This window comes from Paenirhizobium cremeum (assembly GCF_022884085.1).
GTDB classification, from domain to species: domain Bacteria; phylum Pseudomonadota; class Alphaproteobacteria; order Rhizobiales; family Rhizobiaceae; genus Allorhizobium; species Allorhizobium cremeum.
This window is the reverse complement of the sequence record NZ_JAGGCS010000016.1, coordinates 74,197-93,771: the sequence shown is the minus strand read 5'-3', so window position 1 is coordinate 93,771 and position 19,575 is coordinate 74,197. Positions and strand designations below refer to the sequence as shown.

Here is a 19,575-nt window from a genome sequence, read left to right as displayed (position 1 = left end):
GGACGTGAACTCAAAATCCCGTTTCGACCTTGACTGCCTGGCTGGCCTTCGCTGCCTCGACGACCGCAAGCCCCGTAGCCAGCGACCAGATGCCATCCTCGGCCGTTGCCGACGGCTTGCCTTCGCCAACGACGGCGGCATGGAAAGCCTTGAGCGCCGTCTCATAGAGGTTGTGCTGATCGAGAGGCAGCTCGTGCTCTCCGGACGCGTCGCGCAGAACGACGGTACCCACCGGCTTCTGGGTCATCACATTGCGAGCGATCAGTGAGCCCTCGGTGCCATGCACCTCGAAACCGGTTTCCGCGAACTTCGTGGTAAAGCCGTCATGGAATTGGGCGATCAGTCCGGACTCGAAGCGCATGACGCCCATCACGGCGTCTTCCAGACCCGCCTTGCCCATGCCGCCAGTCTGCGAAAAGGCGATCACCTCGACCGGATTTTCGCCGAGCACGAAACGAAGCGTATCGGCATCGTGCACGGTGATATCGAGGATCACACCGCCGCCGGCCTGCGGCTTGTCCAATCGCCAGCCCTGCAGATGCGGCGGCAGATAGACCGCATGGAAAACACGAGCGGAAAGCGGCTTGCCGATCCGGCCATCCGCGATTGCCTGATGCATGGCCGTGTGGCTGGCGGCATTGCGCAAATGATGATTGGTCCCCAGGATCACGCCGGCATCGGTTGCGGCCTTTGCCATCGCATGCGCATCCTCCAGCGAAAGAGCGAGCGGCTTTTCACAGAGGACATGCTTGCCGGTCTTGGCGGCAGCGATCGCCTGTGGCGCATGAAGCTCGTTGGTGGTGGAAATGTAGACGGCATCGACCGAGGCATCGCCCAGAAGTTCCTCGACACTGGTAACGGCCTTGGGAATACCGTTTTCCGCGGCGTAAGCCTGCCCACGCTCGGCATTCGTGCTCATGACCGAGACGACGTCGCCTCCGGCCGCGCGGATCGCATCGATCACCCACTCACGGGCAATCGTGCTTGCGCCGATCAATCCCCATCGGACAGTCATGCCATCTTCCTCCCGAATATTCCCTGTCCGGCGCCGCAGCTCTCCCTGACCACGAGGCGCACAGCGCCCGTGATTGCTTCCGCATCCGCCTTGTCTGCATTGATCTGCTTCAGCAGAAGCTGGGCAGCGCGCCGGCCCATGCCCTGCGGATCGACCGCAATCGTCGTCAGCGCCGGCACTGCCGTCTGCGCCTCGATCACATCGTCGAAACCGACGACGGCGAAGTCGCGGCCGGGCTCCAACCCCCGCGCCCGAAGACCATCGCAGACGCCAAAAGCAGCTGCATCATTGAAACAGACTGCACCCGTTGGCTTTTCCGCCAGCAGCATCGCCCGGCCGATCGCCTCCACGCCACCGGCCCGCGACGGCGCGGACGGCACGACCAGATCCGCGCTGAATTCCAGTCCCGCAGCAGCCATGGCCGCGCGATAGCCTTCCAGGCGCTCGGCAAAGACCACGGTATCGGCAAAGCCGCCGATAAAGGCGATGCGACGATGGCCAAGTGAAACCAGATGCTCGACCGCAGCCTCCGTTCCCGCCCGGTTGTCGGACACGAGAGACGACACCTTGGCGCCCGGCACATTGCGCACCACAAGCACAACCGGAATGCCGGCGGCAACGAGCGGCTTCAGATCCTTCGCTGCCGTTCCACGCGCAGGCGAGACGATCAGGCCCGATACCCCATGCTCGCGCATCGAGGCGATCACCTCGCTCTGCCGGTCGATGCTCTCTCCGGTATTGGCGAGAAACTGCACGAAGCCGGCCGATTGCACGACCATGTCGACGCCGACCGCAAGCTCGGCAAAGAAGCTGTTGGTCAGATCGTTGACGACAACGCCGACGATCTTCGACTTGGCATTCGACTGGCGCAGGTTGGCCGCACCGCGATTGTAGACATAACCGAGATCCCGCATTGCGGAGTTGACCTTGGCCCGGGTCGCCTCCCCTACGAGAGGAGAACCCTGCAGGACGAGCGATACCGTCGACTTCGACACACCGGCCGCCTTCGCGATATCGACGACGGTGACCCGTCCCTTGCTCATCCGTTCTCCTCCCGGGACTTTCGTCCGTTCTTGGCGCTAGATAATTGGAACGTTCCAAATATGTCAAGCGCCAATCCATGGAATCTCTGCGCCAGGTAGCTAGATCGCTAAAAACGAAGAAATATTTCTAATTTTTCCACAAATCATCCGCCACAACGCCACTTAACCATCATTGATTGATCGAAAGAAATTTCTTGAATTTTGGAACGTTCCAAATTATTCAGCAAAAACTTCAGAGGAGGATGAAGATGACCGAGAGCCTGAAACTGCCCGATGAAGGCGAAACCGTTCGCGAGTATCAGCTGGTTGGGACGCCGATTGCCCGCCCCGCCTCGCCGCCGGTTTTCAATCGCATTGCCTATGCGGCGGCTCATGTCGTCTCCGATCCGTTTCGTGATGCAGATCCCTGGAACCGGCCCCAAGTCGACTGGGAAACGACCATGGCATTCCGCCACCATCTATGGAGCCTCGGCTTCAAGATCGCCGAAGCGATGGACACTTCCCAGCGCGGCATGGGCCTCGACTGGGTCGGAGCGCAGGAACTCATCAGCCGCTCGCTCGCAGAAGCACGGTCGGTGAAAGGCGCCGATCTCGCCTGCGGCGCGGGCACCGACCAACTCGCGCCCGCTGACACCCGCTCGCTCGACGATGTCATCGCCGCCTATGAGGAACAGATCGGCTTCATCGAAAAACACGGCGGCCGCGCCATCATGATGGCGAGTCGTGCATTGGCACGCGTTGCCAAGTCGCCGGAAGATTATGCTTATGTCTACGGACGCATCCTGTCCCAGACCAAAGACAAGGTCGTTCTCCACTGGCTGGGAGAGATGTTCGACCCGCAGCTAGCCGGCTACTGGGGCTCGCAGAGCTTCGAGGCGGCGCTCGATTGCGTGATCGATATCATCGAGGCGAACAGGGACAAGGTCGAGGGTATCAAGATCTCCCTGCTGGATAACGCCAAGGAGATCGAACTGCGCCGCCGCCTGCCGGAAGGCGTGCTCTGCTTCACCGGCGACGATTTCAACTATGCCGAACTGATCGAGGGAGACGGCACGCGCTACAGCCATGCGCTGCTCGGCATCTTCGACGCCGTCGCCCCCTCCGCCTCAAAGGCGCTTGCGGCTCTGGCGGCCGGCGATACCTTAACCTTCCGCGCGGTGATCGAACCGACCGTACCCCTCTCCCGCAAGATCTTCGAAAGCCCGACCCAATATTACAAGGCAGGTGTCGTTTTCCTTGCGTGGCTGAACGGGCATCAATCGCATTTCAGCCTGCCGGCCGGCATGCAGTCGGCGCGCGGGATCCTGCATTATGCCGATATCTTCCGGCTGGCCGACCGGGCGAACGTACTCGACAAGCCGGAGCTTGCGGCAAAACGCATGAAGAGCCTGCTCGGCGTTTACGGCATCGAGTGAGGCCGGCCGGGCTTCTCTCACCGTTTTCGATCACACCGGAACGGATGAAATCTCAACCGTATTCCGGAAAGCGCGGTGTGCTGGCCAGCAGCTTCTTTGTATAGGCGTTCTTCGGGTTTGCGAGGATCTCCCGGGTCGGGCCGCTTTCCACGATCCGACCCCGCTCGAGAATGACCAGTTCCTCGCAGAGCAGCGCGACGAGGCTGATGTCGTGAGATACCAGCACCAGCGTCACGGTGTTCGACAACTCTTTCAGGAGCTCGACGATCCGCACGCGAGTGGAAAGATCGAGCGCGCTGACCACCTCGTCCGCAAGGATGATTTCCGGCCGGGAAACGATAGCGCGGGCGATCGCGATGCGCTGGCGCTGTCCGCCGGAAAATTCGTGCGGATAGCGGGATGCCGCATCGGCAGGCAGCCCGACGGAAGCCAGCGCCTCGGCAACCGCCTGTTTCGGATCGAAACCCGTCTTCAGCGACCGGATCGGCTCGGCGATGATATCGAAAACCGACTGACGCGGATCGAGCGAGGAGTAAGGGTCCTGAAAAACCGCCTGCATCGAACGCCGGAAATCCCGCATGTACGCGCGGTTTGCAAGATCGACCGCCCCGCCCTTCAGTGCGATCTCGCCTGCGACAGGGCTCGCCAGCCCCAACAGCAGGCGCAGCATGGTCGTCTTGCCGGAACCGGATTCACCGACAATGCCGAGATTGCGGCCGGCCTCGACCTTAAGGCTCACACCGTCAAGCACGCGCTGTCCGCGCCCGTAGCCGAAGGTGACGTTCTTCATCTCGAGCAGGGTCATAGCGCTCTCCTGAGGGCCTGATCGAAGGAGCGCGCGGCAGCGAGAAGACCTTGCGTGTAAGCGTGCTGCGGACGGCGGAACACTTCTCCAACCGGTCCCTGCTCGACGAGCCTACCCTGCTGCAGCACCACGACACGCTCTGCGGCCATCGCCACCACCGGTAGGTCATGGCTGATGAACAGTAGCGCCATTCCGCTTTCCCGGACGAGGCTTTCGAGCAGTTTCAGGATTTCCGCCTGGGTGGTCACGTCGAGCGCGGTGGTCGGCTCATCCGCGATCAGGAGCCTGGGCCGGCAGGCAAGCGCCATGGCGATGGCCGCGCGCTGGCGCTGGCCGCCGGAAATCTCATGCGGCCAGGAATTTGCGATGCGCGCCGGATCCGGCAGAAGCACGCGCTCCAGCAGGCCGATCACTTCACCATCGACGGCCGACCTGTCGAGGCTCAAGTCATCCCGGCGACGGCGGCGGCGCACCACTTCCGCCACCTGCCGCCCGATCTTCATCAGCGGATCGAGCGCGGTCAACGGCTCCTGAAACACGGTTGCGGCGACATCCCCCCGAAGCGGAACGAGTTCGCGGTCAGACGCGCCGATGACCTCTCTGTCACCGAGACGAACCGAACCTTCAGCAGACATGCCATCCGCGAGAAGACCGATGGCGGCGAGCGCGGTTAGCGACTTTCCCGAACCGGATTCTCCGATCAGGCCAACGCGTTCGCCGGCCGAAACGGAGAACGATACGTCGGAGACGAGCACACGCCCGCCTGCCCTGATCGTCAGGTTTTCGACCTTGAGGATATCGCTCATCGGCGCCTCCTGCGGGTTGGATCTCCGAAATCGCGCAGGCCGTCCGCGAGCAGGTTAAGGCCGATTACCAGCGAGACCAGCGCAATGCCTGGAGCGACCGCGCCGAAGGGCGCGGTATAAACTGTCCCCTGTGCTTCCTGCAGAAGACGTCCCCAGGACGAATTCGGCGGCGGCGCGCCAAGCCCGAGATAGGAAAGCGAGGCTTCCGCGATGACGGCAAGACCGAACTGCAGCGCCAGATTGACGATCAGCGTCGGCCAGATGTTCGGCAGCACATGAATGAAGACGACGGCCGGCCACGAGGTCCCCGAAACGCGCGAAGCGGTGATGTAGTCCATGGCCAGCACGCGCTTGGCAAGGATGCGGGTCAGCCGGGCGATGATCGCGGAACTGGCGATCCCGATGGCAAGGATCGCCGTCCAGAGGCTCGCGCCGTCGCTTGAAGCCACGATCAGCATGGCGACCAGCAGGGTCGGGAATGCGATCAGGATATCGAAGGTGGCGCCGAAGACATCATCAAGGGTTCTCGTCGCAAAGGCGGAAATCACCCCGATCGTCACGCCGATCAGCGCGCCGATGGTAACCGCTCCCGCGCCGACCACCAGCGCGATGCGCGAACCGATCATGATCTGGGTCATCAGGTCACGGCCGAGCCGGTCCGTTCCCGCCCAATGGAGGAGCGATGGCGCTTCGAGGCGCCCGCCGACCATGCCTGTCGGATCGTAGGGGGTCCAGAACAGGCTGACGAGCCCGAGAAGGACGTGAAGCCCGACCACAAGGCTCCCGAGCAGGAAGTTCGCGGAAACCCTGAAACGTTCGTGAGGAAGAGAGACCGGCAATTCCGGATTGTCGAACGTCATGCCTTTGCCCCCGTCGCTCTGCCACGCAGCCGCGGGTCGATCAGACGCTGCCCGATATCGGCGGCGAAGCCGACAAGGAGCACGAGAAGCGTGGAGATGAACAACACGCCCTGCACATTCGGATAATCGCGCTGCTCGATGCCCAGCAGAAGCATCGACCCAAGCCCCGGCAGCGAAAAGACGCGCTCGACCACGACCGCGCCGAGAAGGGTCGAGGCGAGTTCTATGCCGAGGATCGAAATCACCGGCACCGCGCCATTGCGGATACCGTGACGGATCAGTGCTTCCGAAAATCCGGAACCGAGCGCCCGCGCCGTCCTGAGATAGTCGCTGCCCAGCACATCCTGCGTGGCGGAGCGCACGTAGCGGATCAGCGACGAAGCCATCACCAGGGCGATGGTAATCACCGGCAGCACAAGCGCATGAAACGCCGCCGGCGCATTCGTCCAGCCGCGAGACGGAAAGCCGCCGGAGGGAAAGAGCCTCAGATTGACCGCGAAAACTGCGACAAGAAGAATGCCTATCCAGAACACCGGCACGGCGATGCCGAGCTGCGAGACAACCGAGAGCAGAACGCCATACCAGCGGTCCTGCTTGACCGCCGCGATGATACCGAGTGGCAGGGCGATGACAATCGCCAGAACGAAGGCAAGCAGGGTAAGCGGGACGGTGAGCGTGAGCCGCTTGCCGATCTCCGCCAAGACGGGTGCACCGCTGATAAAGGAGTTGCCGAAATCAAAGCGCGCAAGGCTCGATACGAAACGGACGAACTGTTCCGAAACAGGCAGGTCGGAGCCGACCTGCCTGCGAGCAGCCTCGATCTGCTCGGGGTCCGCCCCAACGGAAACCAGCGCATTCGCAGGATCGCCGGGAAGCAGCCGCAGCAGCAGGAACAGGACGGCTGCGGCGATCAGGACCGACAGGACGAGGATCACCGACCGGCGTACGAGATAGGCAAGAATGGCCGCCACCTTTCATGGACGCGAAATGCCGCCCGAAAATAGTTCGGGCGGCGCCGGCTGTCGAGCACGCAGCAGGCGATACCCGCGGCTTGAACAGTTCGTTATTCGGCAGCCTTCTGGATGCCGTAGGCAAAGAACTGCGAGTTGAGGCCGTTCACCGGATAGCCGGTCACCGCCTTCTTCGAGACGACGATCTGCGGATAGAGATAGAGCCAGTTGCTGGCGGCATCCTCGGCGATCACTGTGTTTGCTTCCTTGAGCTTCGCGGTCTGTTCGTCGGTGGTGGCGCTGGCCTCGGCTTCCTTGATCAGATCGACGACCTTCGGGTTGTTGTAGCCCCAGTAGAAGTCCGGATTGCCGTAGAAGACGATGTCGCGGTGGTTCACATGCTCCTGCAAGGTCGCCTGGAAGTCATGGGCCTTGTAAACCTTGGTGTACCACTCGTTGGCGGTGATGACGTTGATGTTCACCTTGACGCCGACCTTGGCAAGTTCGGTCTGCAGGAACTGCGCGACGATCGGATGCGGATCGTAGTTCGGCGTGTCGAGCGTGAAGGAAAAGCCATCGGGATAACCGGCCTCCGCCAGTAGCGCCTTGGCGCTCTCCACGTCATAGGCATCGACATTGGTGAGGTCGGCATACCAGGGATCAGTCGGCGGCACAAAGGAGCCTATGACGATGCCATAGTCGCCCCAGATGGCGTTCAGGAGCTTCTTTTTATCGACGGCGCGGGCCAGAGCCTTGCGAACCTTGACGTTGTCGAAGGGCTTCACCCGGTCGTTATAGGCGAGCAGCAGCTTGGTGGTGGACTGGCCCTCGGCTACTGTGAAATCCGGATTATCCTTGAACTGGGCAAGAGAATCCGGGCTCTGGACGGAGGTCACGATATCAACCGAACCGGTCAGCAACGCGTTGTTAAGCGCGGTCGCTTCGGTGAAATACTGGTAGACGACTTCGCCATTGCTCGGCTTCGTACCCCAGTAGCTGTCGAAGCGCTGTAGCGCGATGGAGGAACCGCGACGCCATTCCTCGAGCTTGTAGGGACCCGTGCCATCTTCCGAAGACTGCAGGTCCTGGGCGGTATCATTGACCACCCAGACATAACTCAGATTGTAGGGCAGCGAAATCGAGCGGGAAGAGAGCTTTACGACAACCGTCTGGTCATCTGGTGTTTCGATGGCACTGATGGTCTTGAGGCTGTTCTTGCGCGAGCTCTTGGATTCAGCCGCCGTGACGCGCTCGATCGAGAACTTGACGTCCTTTGCCGTGAGCGGTTCGCCGGAATGGAAGGTGACGCCGGGTTGCAGGGTGAAGGTATAGGTCAGACCGTCATCGCTGACCTTGAAGTCCTTAGCCAGAACCGGCTCGACCGCGCCGGCATCGCTCAGGCGGAAAAGCGCTTCGTAGACGTTGCCGTTGAAGGCTTCGTTGATGCCCTGCCCCGCGCCTGCCGTGTTGTCGAGGTTCTGCGGCTCGTAGAGAGAACCGATGTTGACCGTCGCATCGGCATCGAAATCCGCGGCCGCAAGCGGCGTTGCAAACGAAAGGGCGACGAGTGCGGCCGCAGCGGTCGTTGCGCGCCATTCGAACAGGAAAGCCGAACTGTTTTTATTGGCAAAACCGCTCATGGATGTGCTCCTCGTATTGTCAGTGTTTTTGGTCGTTGATCTCGATTGGTGTTATACCCTACCAGACTTGTGGGGTATTGGATCCTTCGCCTGATTTGTTGCGACAGAGGAAAATGCCCACAGGCAATTCCGTCGCGTGAAGAGAATTATTTTCCGCTTGGATGAAGAACTATCGCGACGCTCGCGAAGTTCAAGTACGCCATCGACAACGGATCGTACCCAAAACTGAAAGGCTGAGGACATGAGCGACCTGGACCGAGTTCGTGCTGAACGTTTGATGAGAGCTGTCGGCATCGACGCCCTCGTCCTTTTCCAGCCGGAGGCCTTCCGCTATGCGATCGGCACTTATGCCGGCGTGGCTACGATGTGGGGACGGGCAGGCTCCGCGATCGCAGTCGTTCCGTCTGATCCGGCCGCCACCCTCGCCGCCGTTATCAGCGATCATGCCGCCGCCGGTCTAGCGATCCTGCGCCAATCCGTGGATATCCGGACGCACCGCATCTGGATCGACGGCGTCGCCCTGACGGGACAGGAAACCATTGCCGATATCGACACAGCCTATCGCCATATGGACAACACCGGTTCGCGACCGGAAACCTTCGATCAGGAAGCATGCTTCCGTCTGCTCGCCGACATTCTCACCGAACGCGGACTGGACAAGGCAGTGCTGGGAGGCGATTTCTCCTTCCTTCCAACAACAGACTTCGACAGGCTGAAGAAAGCTCTCCCCCATGCCACTTGGAAGGACGCTTCGGACATACTGCTGCGGTTGAGGGTGCTCAAGAACCCCATAGAAATCGAGCGTCTGCGCCGTGCCGCGCGCGCGGCCGAAGCCGGCCTGCGGTCGCTGGCATCCGCCGTAAAGCCCGATGCTTCCCTGCGCGCACTGTCGGCCGCATGGCTTCAGGGCGCACTGGACGAAGGCACTGCCCGAGGCTTCGGGCTCTCAGGACATTGGGACTACATCTCAGCGGGTCCCGACCTCACGAACGCCGGCGCCACGGTAAAACCAGGCTTCCTCATAAAGGCGGATGTCGGAACACTGGTCGAGGGTTATTCCTCCGACGGCGCGCGGACGTTTGTGCTCGGACAACCGGATGCCCTCGCCACGGATCTTCATGCCATCCTGCATGAGGCCTTTCTCGCCGGTCTCGAACAGATCCGACCCGGCCGCCGTTTCGGGGACGTTCACGCCGCGATGCTCGCCCGGTTCAGGAAGAACGGCCTCACGGAATATTATCGCGGACATTTCGGCCATTCGGTCGGCGGCAATGCCGGCATTGAGGAATGGCCTTTCTTTTCGAACGGCAATGACGAGTTGATCGAACAGAACATGGTCGTCGCGCTTGAAACGCCGTTCTATGCACAGGGTTTCGGCGCGCTGATGATTGAGGATCAGTTTCTGGTGACGGAAACCGGCACCGAATGCATGAACAACCTGCCGCGCGAGCTGATCCGAATAACCTGAAGGCTATGACACGATAGCTATCAGCGGAATGAGGAGGTTGAAAAGCCGACGAAGGCAGCCTTTTCACATCGCTCCTATCATGACGCCCCCCGATAGCATGGCAACGGTGTCGCGGGGGCTTGCCACCGGTACTAGCGGGAGGCGATCCGGGTCAGGCCCCGCCACGCGCCGTCCAGTTATGCCATTGCTCCTCGCTGCCATAGAAGGCGTTGAGGTCGATCTTGCCGCTGACGCCCTGTGACAGGCCCGAACCGGAATACTGCCAGAACAGCCACTTGCGACCGGGATAGACCTTGGAAGGATGCGCGGCTACCGAACGCAGCCAGAAGGGATATTCCAGGAAATGTCCCTCGAGATGGTCGTCGTAAAAGTCGGGCGCTGTATAGATGACCGGCCGCTTGCCATAGTGACGTTCCAGCATGTCCATAAAGACCTGCATCTTCTCACGCACCTTGGTCGATGAGAGACGTCGCTTGCAGCTCGATTCTGCATTGTACTCCACGTCAATCACCGGCGGCAGGGCGTCAGGATCGCGCGGCACGTTGCGGATGAACCATTCAGCCTGCTCACCCGCGGTGCGGCACCAATAGAAGAAGTGGTAGGCACCGCGCTTCAGTCCGGCGTCCTTCGCGCGCTTCCAGTTCTTCCGGAACATCGGATCGAGATGATCTCCGCCGTCCGTGGCCTTGATGTAGGCGAAATTGGCGCCCTGCGTGCGCAGCTTTTCCCAATCGATATCACCCTGCCAGCGGGAAACGTCGACACCATGCACTGCGTGTTTCTTCGGTGAGGCCTTGCCGAAGTTGATCGGCTTGGCATCCCGGAAGCGGTGACCGTAGATCCGAGATCGGCCCTGCGGGGCCTGCTCGAGCTGAGGAGCGGATGGAACCAGCATCGCCACCGGTTTTTCGACCGGAACTGGCATACCCGCGGAAAGCGTCGCCGGCTGAAGGGCTCTCGGTTCCGGCACTGTACCGGCCCATGCCAGGACTGGAGAAGACGGAATTTGCGGCTGGGCGGTGGCGACCTGCTGCTGCGGCACGACCGGCGCGCTGACCTGCCCTACCGGCTGCACGGCCGGGACAGGAGCCGGAGCCGCGCTGACAGCGCGCGTAATGTCCTGGGAAGGCGCGATGTTCAATGCCTCCTCGGGACCTGACGTCGATCTGCACCCGGCAACGACAAGGCACCCGAACAAGATCGAGGACAGGGTAGAAAGACGCATGGCACCGATACTCTATACATGCGGCGGGCGGTATCATGCCGCCCGGCCGGGACCACTGACTGGAATTGCTAACAGAGTTTTACCGGCAAAAGTTAAATGCAATCTTTACCGATCGCGGCAAAGCCGGAGCGGATGCTCGGCAGCGAACACAAAACCGTGAAGCTGCGAGGGTCGAAGTGGATTTTTGCGAGGGAAGAGGCTGGTCCGGCGGCCAGTTTCGGCCCGGCGCCTCATCGGCAAGCTGGACAAACGGATTGTCGGTTTGCGGGGGGCTGCCGGACGACGAGGCCTTGAGGACGATAAGCTGAAAAGAAGCCCCGCCATATCGGGTCGAGAATGGCGGGGCATGGATAGAGGGATCAGCTTTCCGGCGTCAGGGTCACCGAGGTGCCGGTCGCAGCCAAGTTCAGACCAAGCTGTCCGGTCACACTGATTGTCTGCAAATGGATGGAGCCGGAGGTGCCGCCGACCAGCACATTGGCGCCAACGCCTGCACCTACCGTGGCTTCTGCACTGGCGCCCTGATAAAGGCCGCCGAGCGAACCATGATGATAGCCGGCAGTGGGAGCGAAGACGGCCCAGACCAGCCGGCTGCGGGTCGTAAAGCCGACGTCTACGCCCATCTTACGGACGACACCGGTATAGCGGTCGAGCGGCTCGCTGCCGATTGCGGACGTAAAAACGCAATCGGCTTCCTTGGCGGAACCGAGCACATAGCCGACGCCGCCACCGATCGAGCAATCGAGATAGCCGATCCGGACACCACCGCGGCTATCCTGTTGCTTGAAATCCGGAACCGGTTCCTGGCGGGAGATGGCATCGGCCGAAAAGGCCGCTCCGGCGCCCGCCAGAACCGGCAGGGCGGCGAGCGCCACGGCAAGAATCTTCTTCATCCCTTTACTCCTTCAAAACTGTTGCGACCGCTTAGGGGGAAATCATGCGGTCGACGGGACAGAATTACTTTTGGTCAACGCATATGGCGAAAGAATGGTCCGTTTCCCAACTCCAGGATCGTGTCCGAATGTCGAGAGCAAGCCTTTCGCAAGGAAATCGAAAAACTGCGAAGGCACACCTCGGGCCTGTCGCAAACACTCCAGCAGGTTGAGACTTTCCTTGAGCGGCTGCATCTTCAGACTCTATTAACTTCTGAAGTTCGAAGAGGCGCGCGAGCAGATCGTTCTGATTATTGACGGTTCAATCGCCGGTGAAGCCGAAGCCCTTCTTCAGCCACGGCATCGCTTCGAAACCCGCGATCGTTCGACATGCCATCTCGCAGGATTGGAAGCCGTCGATCTTGGGCATGTTTTTCTTCACCCGGAAATGGCCGCCCTCGACACCTTGCTGAAGATGCTTGGTAAAATAGTGGGACCGGGCCAAGGCGCAGGAGGCCATCGTCGACGACCGTCTTGATCGTTGAAGGAAAGGTATTGGCCCCATCAGGGCCGATCTTTTCCGGCGAGAGCAGCGGCTCACCTTGAGCATCTTACGAAAGAAGCGCTTGACCGCATCAAGGTCGCGCTTTGCGGTCAAAGCGAGATCGATCGTGTTTCCGTGCTTGTCTATCGCGCAATACAGGTAGCGCCACGTGCCCCGGCTTTTGACGTAGGTCTCGTCGATCCCGACTGAACCACAATGCGGTGGGCGAAACTGGCGCTGTCGCTTCTCGATGACAAATGCATAGGCGAGGACCCGACGATTGATGATGCTGTGGTCGACCTCGAAGCCACGCTCCAGCACCATTTCTTCCAAGTCTCGGCAAGTGAGCGGATAGCGCAGATATCAGGTCACCGCCTGCACGATCAGCCAGGCTTCGAAATGACGCCTTTTGAAATCATCCTTTGACCAGTGCTTCAGCCTCTCGGCATGGCATTCAGAACCATCGGCACGCTCCACTACTTTGGAAGCGGAGTTTCCACCGTCGAGGTCAACCGCGCGTTGACCAAGAAAATTGGCGACAGGCCCCGTTCAGGCCGCCGGGCGCTCAGCGGCCTGAATGGAAGAAACGGCTTGATTGGACGCTCAAGCTGCCTGCATGGTCGCTTCGAGCGGGATTTCGACGTCGATCTCCAGGATCGAATAGTGCTCATCGCGGTCCATCTTCACCTGCACGCGGTCGCTGTCGAGTTCCACATGCCTCGCAATGACCGCGAGGATTTCCTCGCGCAGCGTTGCAACGAGATCCGAACCTGCCGAAGCGCGTTCATGGGCTAGCAGGACCTGCAGGCGCTCCCGCGCCATCGGAGCAGACCTCTGCCGGTTGAAAAGCCGGAAAATACTCATGCTGCCCTCCGGGCGAAGATCTTACCGAAGATCCCACGCTTTTCTCCTGGAACAGTGATCGGCAGGGTTTCGCCGGCAAGACGCCGTGCGGCGTCGAAATAGGCCATGGCCGGCGCACTACGGACATCGGCGAGCGTGACCGGCGCACCGATATTGGAGGCGCGCAGCACATCCATGCTTTCCGGGATGATGCCGAGCAGCGGGATGGAGAGAATTTCCAGGACATCATCCACCTTCAGCATGTCGCCACGCTCGGCGCGGGCGGGGTCGTAGCGGGTCAGCAGCAAGTGCTTTTCCATGCGCTCCCCGCGTTCGGCCTTGAGGGTCTTGGCGTCCAGAAGACCGATGATGCGATCGCTGTCGCGAACCGAGGAGACTTCGGGATTGGTCACAACGACGGCCACGTCGGCATGCCGCATGGCAAGCGTTGCGCCGCGCTCGATCCCGGCCGGGCTGTCGCAGATGATCCAGTCGAAATAGCGCCGCAGTTCGTTGATGACCCACTCGACACCCTCGGGCGTCAGGTTGTCCTTGTCGCGCGTCTGGGAGGCCGGCAGTAGGAACAGCGTCTCGAGCCGCTTGTCGCGGATCAGAGCCTGCTGCAGCTTGGCATCGCCCTGGATCACGTTGACCAAATCGTAAACCACGCGGCGTTCGGCGCCCATGACGAGGTCGAGGTTGCGCAGGCCGACATCAAAGTCCACGACTGCGACCTTTTCGTTCCGCTGCGCCAGGGCCGCGCCGAGCGCGGCAGTCGTGGTCGTCTTGCCGACCCCGCCCTTGCCTGAAGTGACGACGATTACCTTCCCCATCTTGCTCTCCTGTTTTCGGCCGGCATCGGCTCAGATAACTTTTGCTGCCATGATCGAATCGTCTTCGAGCCACAGCTGTACAGGTTGTCCGCGAAGCGCGGCGGGCAGGTCCTCGGCCATCTTGTAGATGCCGTCGATGGCGACCAGCTCCGCTTCGAGCTTGCGACAGAAAATTCGTGCTTCGGCGTTTCCGAGCGACCCCGCCATGGCGCGGCCGCGCAACGCGCCGTAGATATGAACCGATCCGCCGGCTATGACCTCGGCGCCCGAGGCGACCGATCCGATGATTGTCACATCGCCCTCCGGGAAGATCACCGATTGTCCCGAGCGCACCGGCTCGCGGATGACCAGCGACTGCAACACCGGGCGCACCTCCGGCACCGGCGCGGGCGCGGCTTCAGAAGCGCTCGCCTGTTTCTTCTCTTCCTGTTCGGCTGACGGCTCGGAGGGTGAGATCTCGAAATCAGAGGCCGGGCGACCACCCTTCAGCGCCGGCGGCATCCCCGGGCCGATGGCGGAGGGACGCGCACCTTCGATACCCATGATGGCGACATTGCGCGCGGCGAGTTCGGCAAGAAGATCCTTGATCTGCGCCTTGTCGAGAGACAACTCGCTGACGTCGAGAACGACGGGTCGGGACAGGAAGAACCCTGCCGAGCGTGCGGCAAGGTCGTCCAGCCTTTCCAGCCACTGGTCGAGTGGCAGGTCCGGCGACAATACGACCGCCAGGAAGGAGCGACCTTTGATTCGGATCGAGCGGGCGTCTGTTAGCACTTTGGTCATCTACGTAAACAAATCGTTGACCTTAAGTACCCTCGCCATGGTTAACAAATGGTTAATATCGGCATTCGCTTGTAAAGCTTTTCACGCCGCACGCGGCACGCGAGCCGAGCGGAAACCACTGAAATCAATGATCGTTCTGCAATATGCCGGCGGCGCTGCGAGCGTGGGATCCGGCAAGATCCGCCTCGATCGCCTGCAAGATGCTCGCCTCCGCCTCGGCGACATTTCCTGCCTCCACGGCCTGCACGAGATTGCGCCGCTTGTTGATCGCGGTTTCGTAAAAAACGCTGTTATCGCGGCTGTCGCCCAGGGGCATCGCGGCCGCAAGCGTGAATTCGGTGACACCCAGCGCCGCCCTCAGCATGGGGTTCTGCGAGGTATCCGCGAGGATGCGATGAAGTTCCAGGGTGGCAAGGGCGAAGGAATCGGCCATGCCGCGGGACACGCTCATCTGCTGAAGCCAGTAATAGAGCATGCGGATGTGATCGGCAGTGCGCAGCTTTGCGGCAAGGCGCACCGTTTCGAGTTCCAGCAAGCGGCGGACATCAAAGAGATAACCGACAAATTGCGGATCGAGCCCGGCCTCGAAATGCCAGAGCAGCACCTGCTGGTCAAAGAGCTGCCATCGGCTTTTCGGCGAGACCCGCGTTCCGACCTTCGGCCGTGCCTCGACCAGCCCTTTGGCCTCGAGCGTCTTCAGCGCCTCGCGCAACACTGTTCGGGAGACGCCATAGGTATCCATAAGCTCGGCATCCCTGGGCAGGATGGAGCCCACGGGAAAGCGGCCGGAAACAATGCCGGCCCCGATCTCATTGATGATGAACGAATGAAAATTGGGTGCAGCCGACCGCCCGGAACGCGAGCGGATCAGGCTACCGGGTTCACTCATGTTTCAATTTCCAAAAGCCTCTTGTTCGTACAGAGGAAGCCGAGAAGACCAGCCGCTGCAATACGATGAAGACGAATAGCAGTCCGCCGATGACGATCTTCGTCCACCAACTCGAAAGCGTACCGTCGAAGATGATGTAGGTCTGCACGAGCCCCTGCAGCATGACGCCGATGAAGGTTCCGAAGACGAAGCCGTACCCGCCGGTCAGCAGAGTGCCCCCGATGACCACGGCCCCGATCGCATCAAGCTCGACACCTACCGCCGCCAACGGATAACCGGCGGAGGTATATAGCGAAAAAACAATGCCTGCGAGACCCGATAAAGTCGCAGAGAGCGTATAGACGAGGATTGTCGTGCGCGCCACCGGAACGCCCATCAGTTGCGCCGACGTGGTGTTGCCCCCGAGCGCATAGACGTAGGAGCCGAAGCGCGTGCGGTGCGCAAGTAGTGCCCCGACGATAAAGACTGTAATCATCAGTCCGCCGATCAAGCTGATCCGCCCGCCCCCCGGAAGAAGGAAGTAAGTGGAGGAAACACTCGCATAGAACGCATGGGTGACCGGAATGGAATCCTGCGTGATGACCGAGGCCACGCCTCGAGCTAGAAACATCCCGGCGAGCGTGACGATAAAGGACGGCACCTGAAGATAGTGGATGGCAGTACCCATCGCCGCCCCGAACCCTGCGGAAAGCCCGAGCGCAACGGCAAAGGCGACGAGCGGGTGATAGCCATACCAAGACACCAGAACCGCGATCATGACCCCGGTGAAGCCGATCACCGCGCCGACCGAAAGATCGATGCCACCGGACAGGATCACGAAGGTCATGCCAACTGCCGCGATGCCGAGAAACGCATTGTCGGTCAGGAAGTTGCCGAGGACGCGCGTCGAGAACATTCCCGGATATTGCAGGACGCTTGCGGCATAGGCGAGCGCAAAGATGAGGGCGGTGGCCGCCAAGGGGCGAAGACTGCGGTTCATGAGGATTTTCCGGAAAGAAGGCGACGGTTGCGCCGGGCTTCAACGAGCCGCCCTGCGAGCGGAGACTGCATCAGCAGGATAAGGATGATGACGCCGGCCTTGACCACGAGATTGAACTCGGGCGGGAAGCCCGACACGAGAATGCCTGTATTCATCGCCTGGATGATGATCGCGCCGATCACCGACATGGCGATCGAGAAGCGGCCGCCGAGAAGCGACGTACCGCCGATCACCACGGCAAGGATCGCATCCAGTTCAAGCCAGAGACCGGCATTGTTGGCATCTGCCCCCCGGATATCCCCGGCAACGATGATGCCGGAGATAGCCGCGCAAAAACCGGAGAATGTGTAGATCGCCAGCAGCAGCAGCCGGCTGTGAATACCGGCCAGGCTGGCTGCGGTCCGGTTAACCCCGACGGCCTCAATGAAAAGACCGATCGCGGTGGAACGCACCGCCAAGACGCTGATGACCAGTAGGCAGGCGGCAATCGGCACGGGCATAGGAAGGCCGAAGAAGGAACCCGTGCCGATGAAGATCAGGACCGGGTCAGAGAAGGTGACGATGGACCCCTCTGTGATGAGCTGCGCGATGCCTCGCCCCGCAACCATCAGCACCAGCGTCGCGACGATCGGCTGAATCTCGAGGAAGGTAACGAGAATGCCATTCCACAGTCCGCAGGCAAGGCCGGCGGCGAGTGCGGCCGGCACTGCAATATAGCCTGGATAACCCGCGGTCACCATGGTCGCAGCAACGGCGCCAGAGATGGCCATCACCGCGCCGACGGAAAGATCCACGCCCTTGGTCGCGATGACCGCGGTCATGCCGATGGCGAGGATTGCCACGGGCACACCACGGTTCAGCACGTCGATCAGGCTGCCGAACAGGCGTCCGTCCTGCCAGGTTACATCGAAGAATCCCGGAAACAGCAGCCAGTTGATGAACAACACACCAAGCAAGGCGATGGTTTGCGGATTGATAGCCCGCGTCAGCCGGCCTGCGATCATGCTGTCTCTCCTTCGGGCTGGGCGGCGATCGCCTGGACGATGACTGACGGCGTTATCTGGTCGCCATGCAGCTCCGCCACCATCTCGCGGTCGCGCATGACGACGACACGGGACGAATAGGCGACGATTTCATCGAGTTCGGAAGAGATCACCATCAGAGCCAGACCGTCCTCACGCAGGCGATTGATGGTCCGGACGATTTCTGCATGGGCACCGACATCGATGCCACGCGTCGGCTCATCAAGGATGAGGAAGTCCGGATCCGTCGCCAGCCAGCGGGCGAGGATCACCTTCTGCTGGTTTCCACCGGACAGAAGCTTGACTGGCATATCGTGAGAGGCGGCGCGAATATCGAGTTCCTCGGCGAACCTGCCGGCAATCTCCATCTGTTCGTCGCGGTTGAGCGCACGAAACCAACCCAGCTTGCCCTGCAGCGCGATGACAATGTTTTCCCGCACCGAGAGATCCCCGAGAATGCCCTCCGCCTTGCGGTCCTCCGGGCAGAAGCCGAAGCCATGCGCGATGGCCTGCACCGGGTTCTTCAGATCGATACGCTTCTTGCCAATGCGGATTTCCCCGCTGTCGGACGGATCGACACCGAACATGACACGCGCCATTTCGGTGCGCCCGGATCCGAGCAGTCCCGCCACGCCGACCACCTCCCCTTTGTGGATACGCACCGAGAAGGGCTTCACCTTGCCGGTCTTGCCGCAATTGTCGAATTCGACCATGGCAGGTCCGGCCTCTCGCTCCTCGATGCCGGTCACGGCAGGAACGAAACTGACATCCTTGCCCAGCATCATGCGGACGACATCCGTGCGGGTCAGACCGGCAAGCGGGCGGGTGCCAATGAGCCGGCCGTTGCGCAGGATCGTCACTCGGTCGGAAATCGCAAAGACCTGATCCAGAAAATGGGTGATGAAAACGATCGCAAGACCCTCGGCCTTCAGTGCGGCGATCACTTCGAACAGCCTGTCGACCTCATGCCGGTCGAGGCTTGCCGTAGGTTCATCGAGCACCAGCACCTTGCCGGAAAGCTCCACGGCCCGGCAGATGGCGACGATCTGCTGCACGGCGACCGAATAGCTGCCGAGCTCAGCTTCGACATCGATATCGAGACCATAACGCGCAAGGAGCGCACGGGCATTGCGCGCAATCAGGGACTTGCGCACGAAGCCGAAGCGCGTCGGCTGATGACCGAGATAGAGGTTTTCCGCGACGGAGCGGTTCGGCAGAAGATTGACTTCCTGGTAGACGGTTCCGATGCCGTGGGACTGGGCATCGAGCGGATCACGGAACTGTACCGCCCTGCCATCGAGCACGACTTCGCCGGCATCCGGCTGATAGGCTCCGGTCAGGATCTTGATCAACGTGGACTTGCCGGCACCGTTTTCCCCCAGAAGGGCATGCACCTCACCCGATCGCAAACCGAAGTTTACGTCGTTCAATGCCCGGTTCTGGCCGAAAATCTTGCCGACACCACGCGCCTCCAGCACGAAATTCGTGTCCGGGCCATCTGTCTCCATAGTCTTCCCCCACTCACTCCGCGACGATATTTCGCCGACCTCATCTGCAATGCAAGGGGCGCCGAGAAATCCCGG

19 protein-coding genes are annotated in these 19,575 nt (G+C 61.0%); 2 read left to right on the top strand and 17 right to left on the bottom strand.

Translation table 11 applies throughout. The annotated features are described in order from the left end of the window. Nucleotides 1-10: 10 nt before the first annotated feature. Together J5N58_RS22655 and J5N58_RS22650 are read right to left on the bottom strand one after the other, a co-directional pair. Nucleotides 11-1,015: a Gfo/Idh/MocA family protein gene (locus J5N58_RS22655; RefSeq protein ID WP_244713189.1), complete on the bottom strand. Its 1,005-nt coding sequence runs from the start codon at nucleotides 1,013-1,015 to the stop codon at nucleotides 11-13. Beyond that, nucleotides 1,012-2,058, bottom strand: a complete 1,047-nt coding sequence (locus J5N58_RS22650; RefSeq protein WP_113443647.1) for a LacI family DNA-binding transcriptional regulator — start codon at nucleotides 2,056-2,058, stop codon at nucleotides 1,012-1,014. Before J5N58_RS22650 ends, J5N58_RS22655 begins: the two co-directional genes overlap by 4 nt. Before the next feature lie 248 nt (nucleotides 2,059-2,306). Here J5N58_RS22650 and J5N58_RS22645 point away from each other — a divergent pair, with 248 nt between their 5' ends. Continuing rightward, nucleotides 2,307-3,473, top strand: a complete 1,167-nt coding sequence (locus tag J5N58_RS22645; RefSeq protein ID WP_162758893.1) for a dihydrodipicolinate synthase family protein — start codon at nucleotides 2,307-2,309, stop codon at nucleotides 3,471-3,473. 52 nt (nucleotides 3,474-3,525) lie between these two features. On the opposite strand, the gene J5N58_RS22640 is transcribed toward J5N58_RS22645, so the two are convergent. The 5 genes from J5N58_RS22640 to J5N58_RS22620 all read right to left on the bottom strand — a co-directional run bounded on the left by J5N58_RS22640 (nucleotide 3,526) and on the right by J5N58_RS22620 (nucleotide 8,534). Beyond that, on the bottom strand, nucleotides 3,526-4,278 hold the full coding sequence (locus J5N58_RS22640; protein WP_113337983.1) for an ABC transporter ATP-binding protein: 753 nt from the start codon (nucleotides 4,276-4,278) through the stop codon (nucleotides 3,526-3,528). Continuing rightward, nucleotides 4,275-5,084 (bottom strand): ATP-binding cassette domain-containing protein, encoded by an 810-nt coding sequence (locus J5N58_RS22635; RefSeq protein ID WP_113443650.1) that lies wholly within the window; start codon nucleotides 5,082-5,084, stop codon nucleotides 4,275-4,277. Before J5N58_RS22635 ends, J5N58_RS22640 begins: the two co-directional genes overlap by 4 nt. After that, nucleotides 5,081-5,944, bottom strand: coding sequence for an ABC transporter permease (locus J5N58_RS22630; protein WP_244713180.1), 864 nt, complete (start codon nucleotides 5,942-5,944; stop codon nucleotides 5,081-5,083). Before J5N58_RS22630 ends, J5N58_RS22635 begins: the two co-directional genes overlap by 4 nt. Beyond that, on the bottom strand, nucleotides 5,941-6,915 hold the full coding sequence (locus J5N58_RS22625) for an ABC transporter permease (protein ID WP_244713178.1): 975 nt from the start codon (nucleotides 6,913-6,915) through the stop codon (nucleotides 5,941-5,943). The genes J5N58_RS22630 and J5N58_RS22625 overlap by 4 nt, the downstream gene beginning before the upstream one ends. A gap of 92 nt (nucleotides 6,916-7,007) precedes the next feature. After that, nucleotides 7,008-8,534: an ABC transporter substrate-binding protein gene (locus tag J5N58_RS22620; protein WP_113443652.1), complete on the bottom strand. Its 1,527-nt coding sequence runs from the start codon at nucleotides 8,532-8,534 to the stop codon at nucleotides 7,008-7,010. Between the two features lie 241 nt (nucleotides 8,535-8,775). On the opposite strand from J5N58_RS22620, the gene J5N58_RS22615 reads away from it, so the two are divergent. Beyond that, nucleotides 8,776-10,002, top strand: a complete 1,227-nt coding sequence (locus J5N58_RS22615) for a M24 family metallopeptidase (protein ID WP_113443653.1) — start codon at nucleotides 8,776-8,778, stop codon at nucleotides 10,000-10,002. 151 nt (nucleotides 10,003-10,153) lie between these two features. On the opposite strand, the gene J5N58_RS22610 is transcribed toward J5N58_RS22615, so the two are convergent. The 10 genes from J5N58_RS22610 to J5N58_RS22565 form a co-directional block, all read right to left on the bottom strand. Next, complete coding sequence (locus tag J5N58_RS22610; RefSeq protein WP_244713176.1) at nucleotides 10,154-11,227, bottom strand: glycoside hydrolase family 25 protein; 1,074 nt, start codon at nucleotides 11,225-11,227, stop codon at nucleotides 10,154-10,156. A 359-nt stretch (nucleotides 11,228-11,586) separates the two neighbouring features. Beyond that, entirely contained in the window at nucleotides 11,587-12,120 is a 534-nt protein-coding gene (locus J5N58_RS22605) for a DUF992 domain-containing protein (RefSeq protein WP_113337977.1), read from the bottom strand. A gap of 301 nt (nucleotides 12,121-12,421) precedes the next feature. After that, nucleotides 12,422-12,967, bottom strand: coding sequence for a DDE-type integrase/transposase/recombinase (locus tag J5N58_RS22600; RefSeq protein WP_113443655.1), 546 nt, complete (start codon nucleotides 12,965-12,967; stop codon nucleotides 12,422-12,424). Between the two features lie 279 nt (nucleotides 12,968-13,246). Next, nucleotides 13,247-13,507, bottom strand: a complete 261-nt coding sequence (minE, locus tag J5N58_RS22595; RefSeq protein WP_112827876.1) for a cell division topological specificity factor MinE — start codon at nucleotides 13,505-13,507, stop codon at nucleotides 13,247-13,249. Continuing rightward, nucleotides 13,504-14,319 (bottom strand): septum site-determining protein MinD, encoded by an 816-nt coding sequence (gene minD / locus J5N58_RS22590; RefSeq protein ID WP_112827877.1) that lies wholly within the window; start codon nucleotides 14,317-14,319, stop codon nucleotides 13,504-13,506. Before minD ends, minE begins: the two co-directional genes overlap by 4 nt. Before the next feature lie 30 nt (nucleotides 14,320-14,349). Beyond that, on the bottom strand, nucleotides 14,350-15,102 hold the full coding sequence (gene minC, locus J5N58_RS22585) for a septum site-determining protein MinC (protein ID WP_244713174.1): 753 nt from the start codon (nucleotides 15,100-15,102) through the stop codon (nucleotides 14,350-14,352). 124 nt (nucleotides 15,103-15,226) lie between these two features. Beyond that, complete coding sequence (locus J5N58_RS22580; RefSeq protein WP_113426614.1) at nucleotides 15,227-15,991, bottom strand: FadR/GntR family transcriptional regulator; 765 nt, start codon at nucleotides 15,989-15,991, stop codon at nucleotides 15,227-15,229. Continuing rightward, entirely contained in the window at nucleotides 15,984-16,970 is a 987-nt protein-coding gene (yjfF, locus tag J5N58_RS22575) for a galactofuranose ABC transporter, permease protein YjfF (RefSeq protein WP_113439147.1), read from the bottom strand. The genes J5N58_RS22580 and yjfF overlap by 8 nt, the downstream gene beginning before the upstream one ends. Next, nucleotides 16,967-17,974: an ABC transporter permease gene (locus J5N58_RS22570; RefSeq protein WP_112827881.1), complete on the bottom strand. Its 1,008-nt coding sequence runs from the start codon at nucleotides 17,972-17,974 to the stop codon at nucleotides 16,967-16,969. The genes yjfF and J5N58_RS22570 overlap by 4 nt, the downstream gene beginning before the upstream one ends. After that, the gene (locus tag J5N58_RS22565) at nucleotides 17,971-19,500 is read right to left on the bottom strand and encodes a sugar ABC transporter ATP-binding protein (RefSeq protein ID WP_112827882.1); all 1,530 of its coding nucleotides are present in this window, start codon (nucleotides 19,498-19,500) and stop codon (nucleotides 17,971-17,973) included. Before J5N58_RS22565 ends, J5N58_RS22570 begins: the two co-directional genes overlap by 4 nt. Nucleotides 19,501-19,575: the final 75 nt, after the last annotated feature.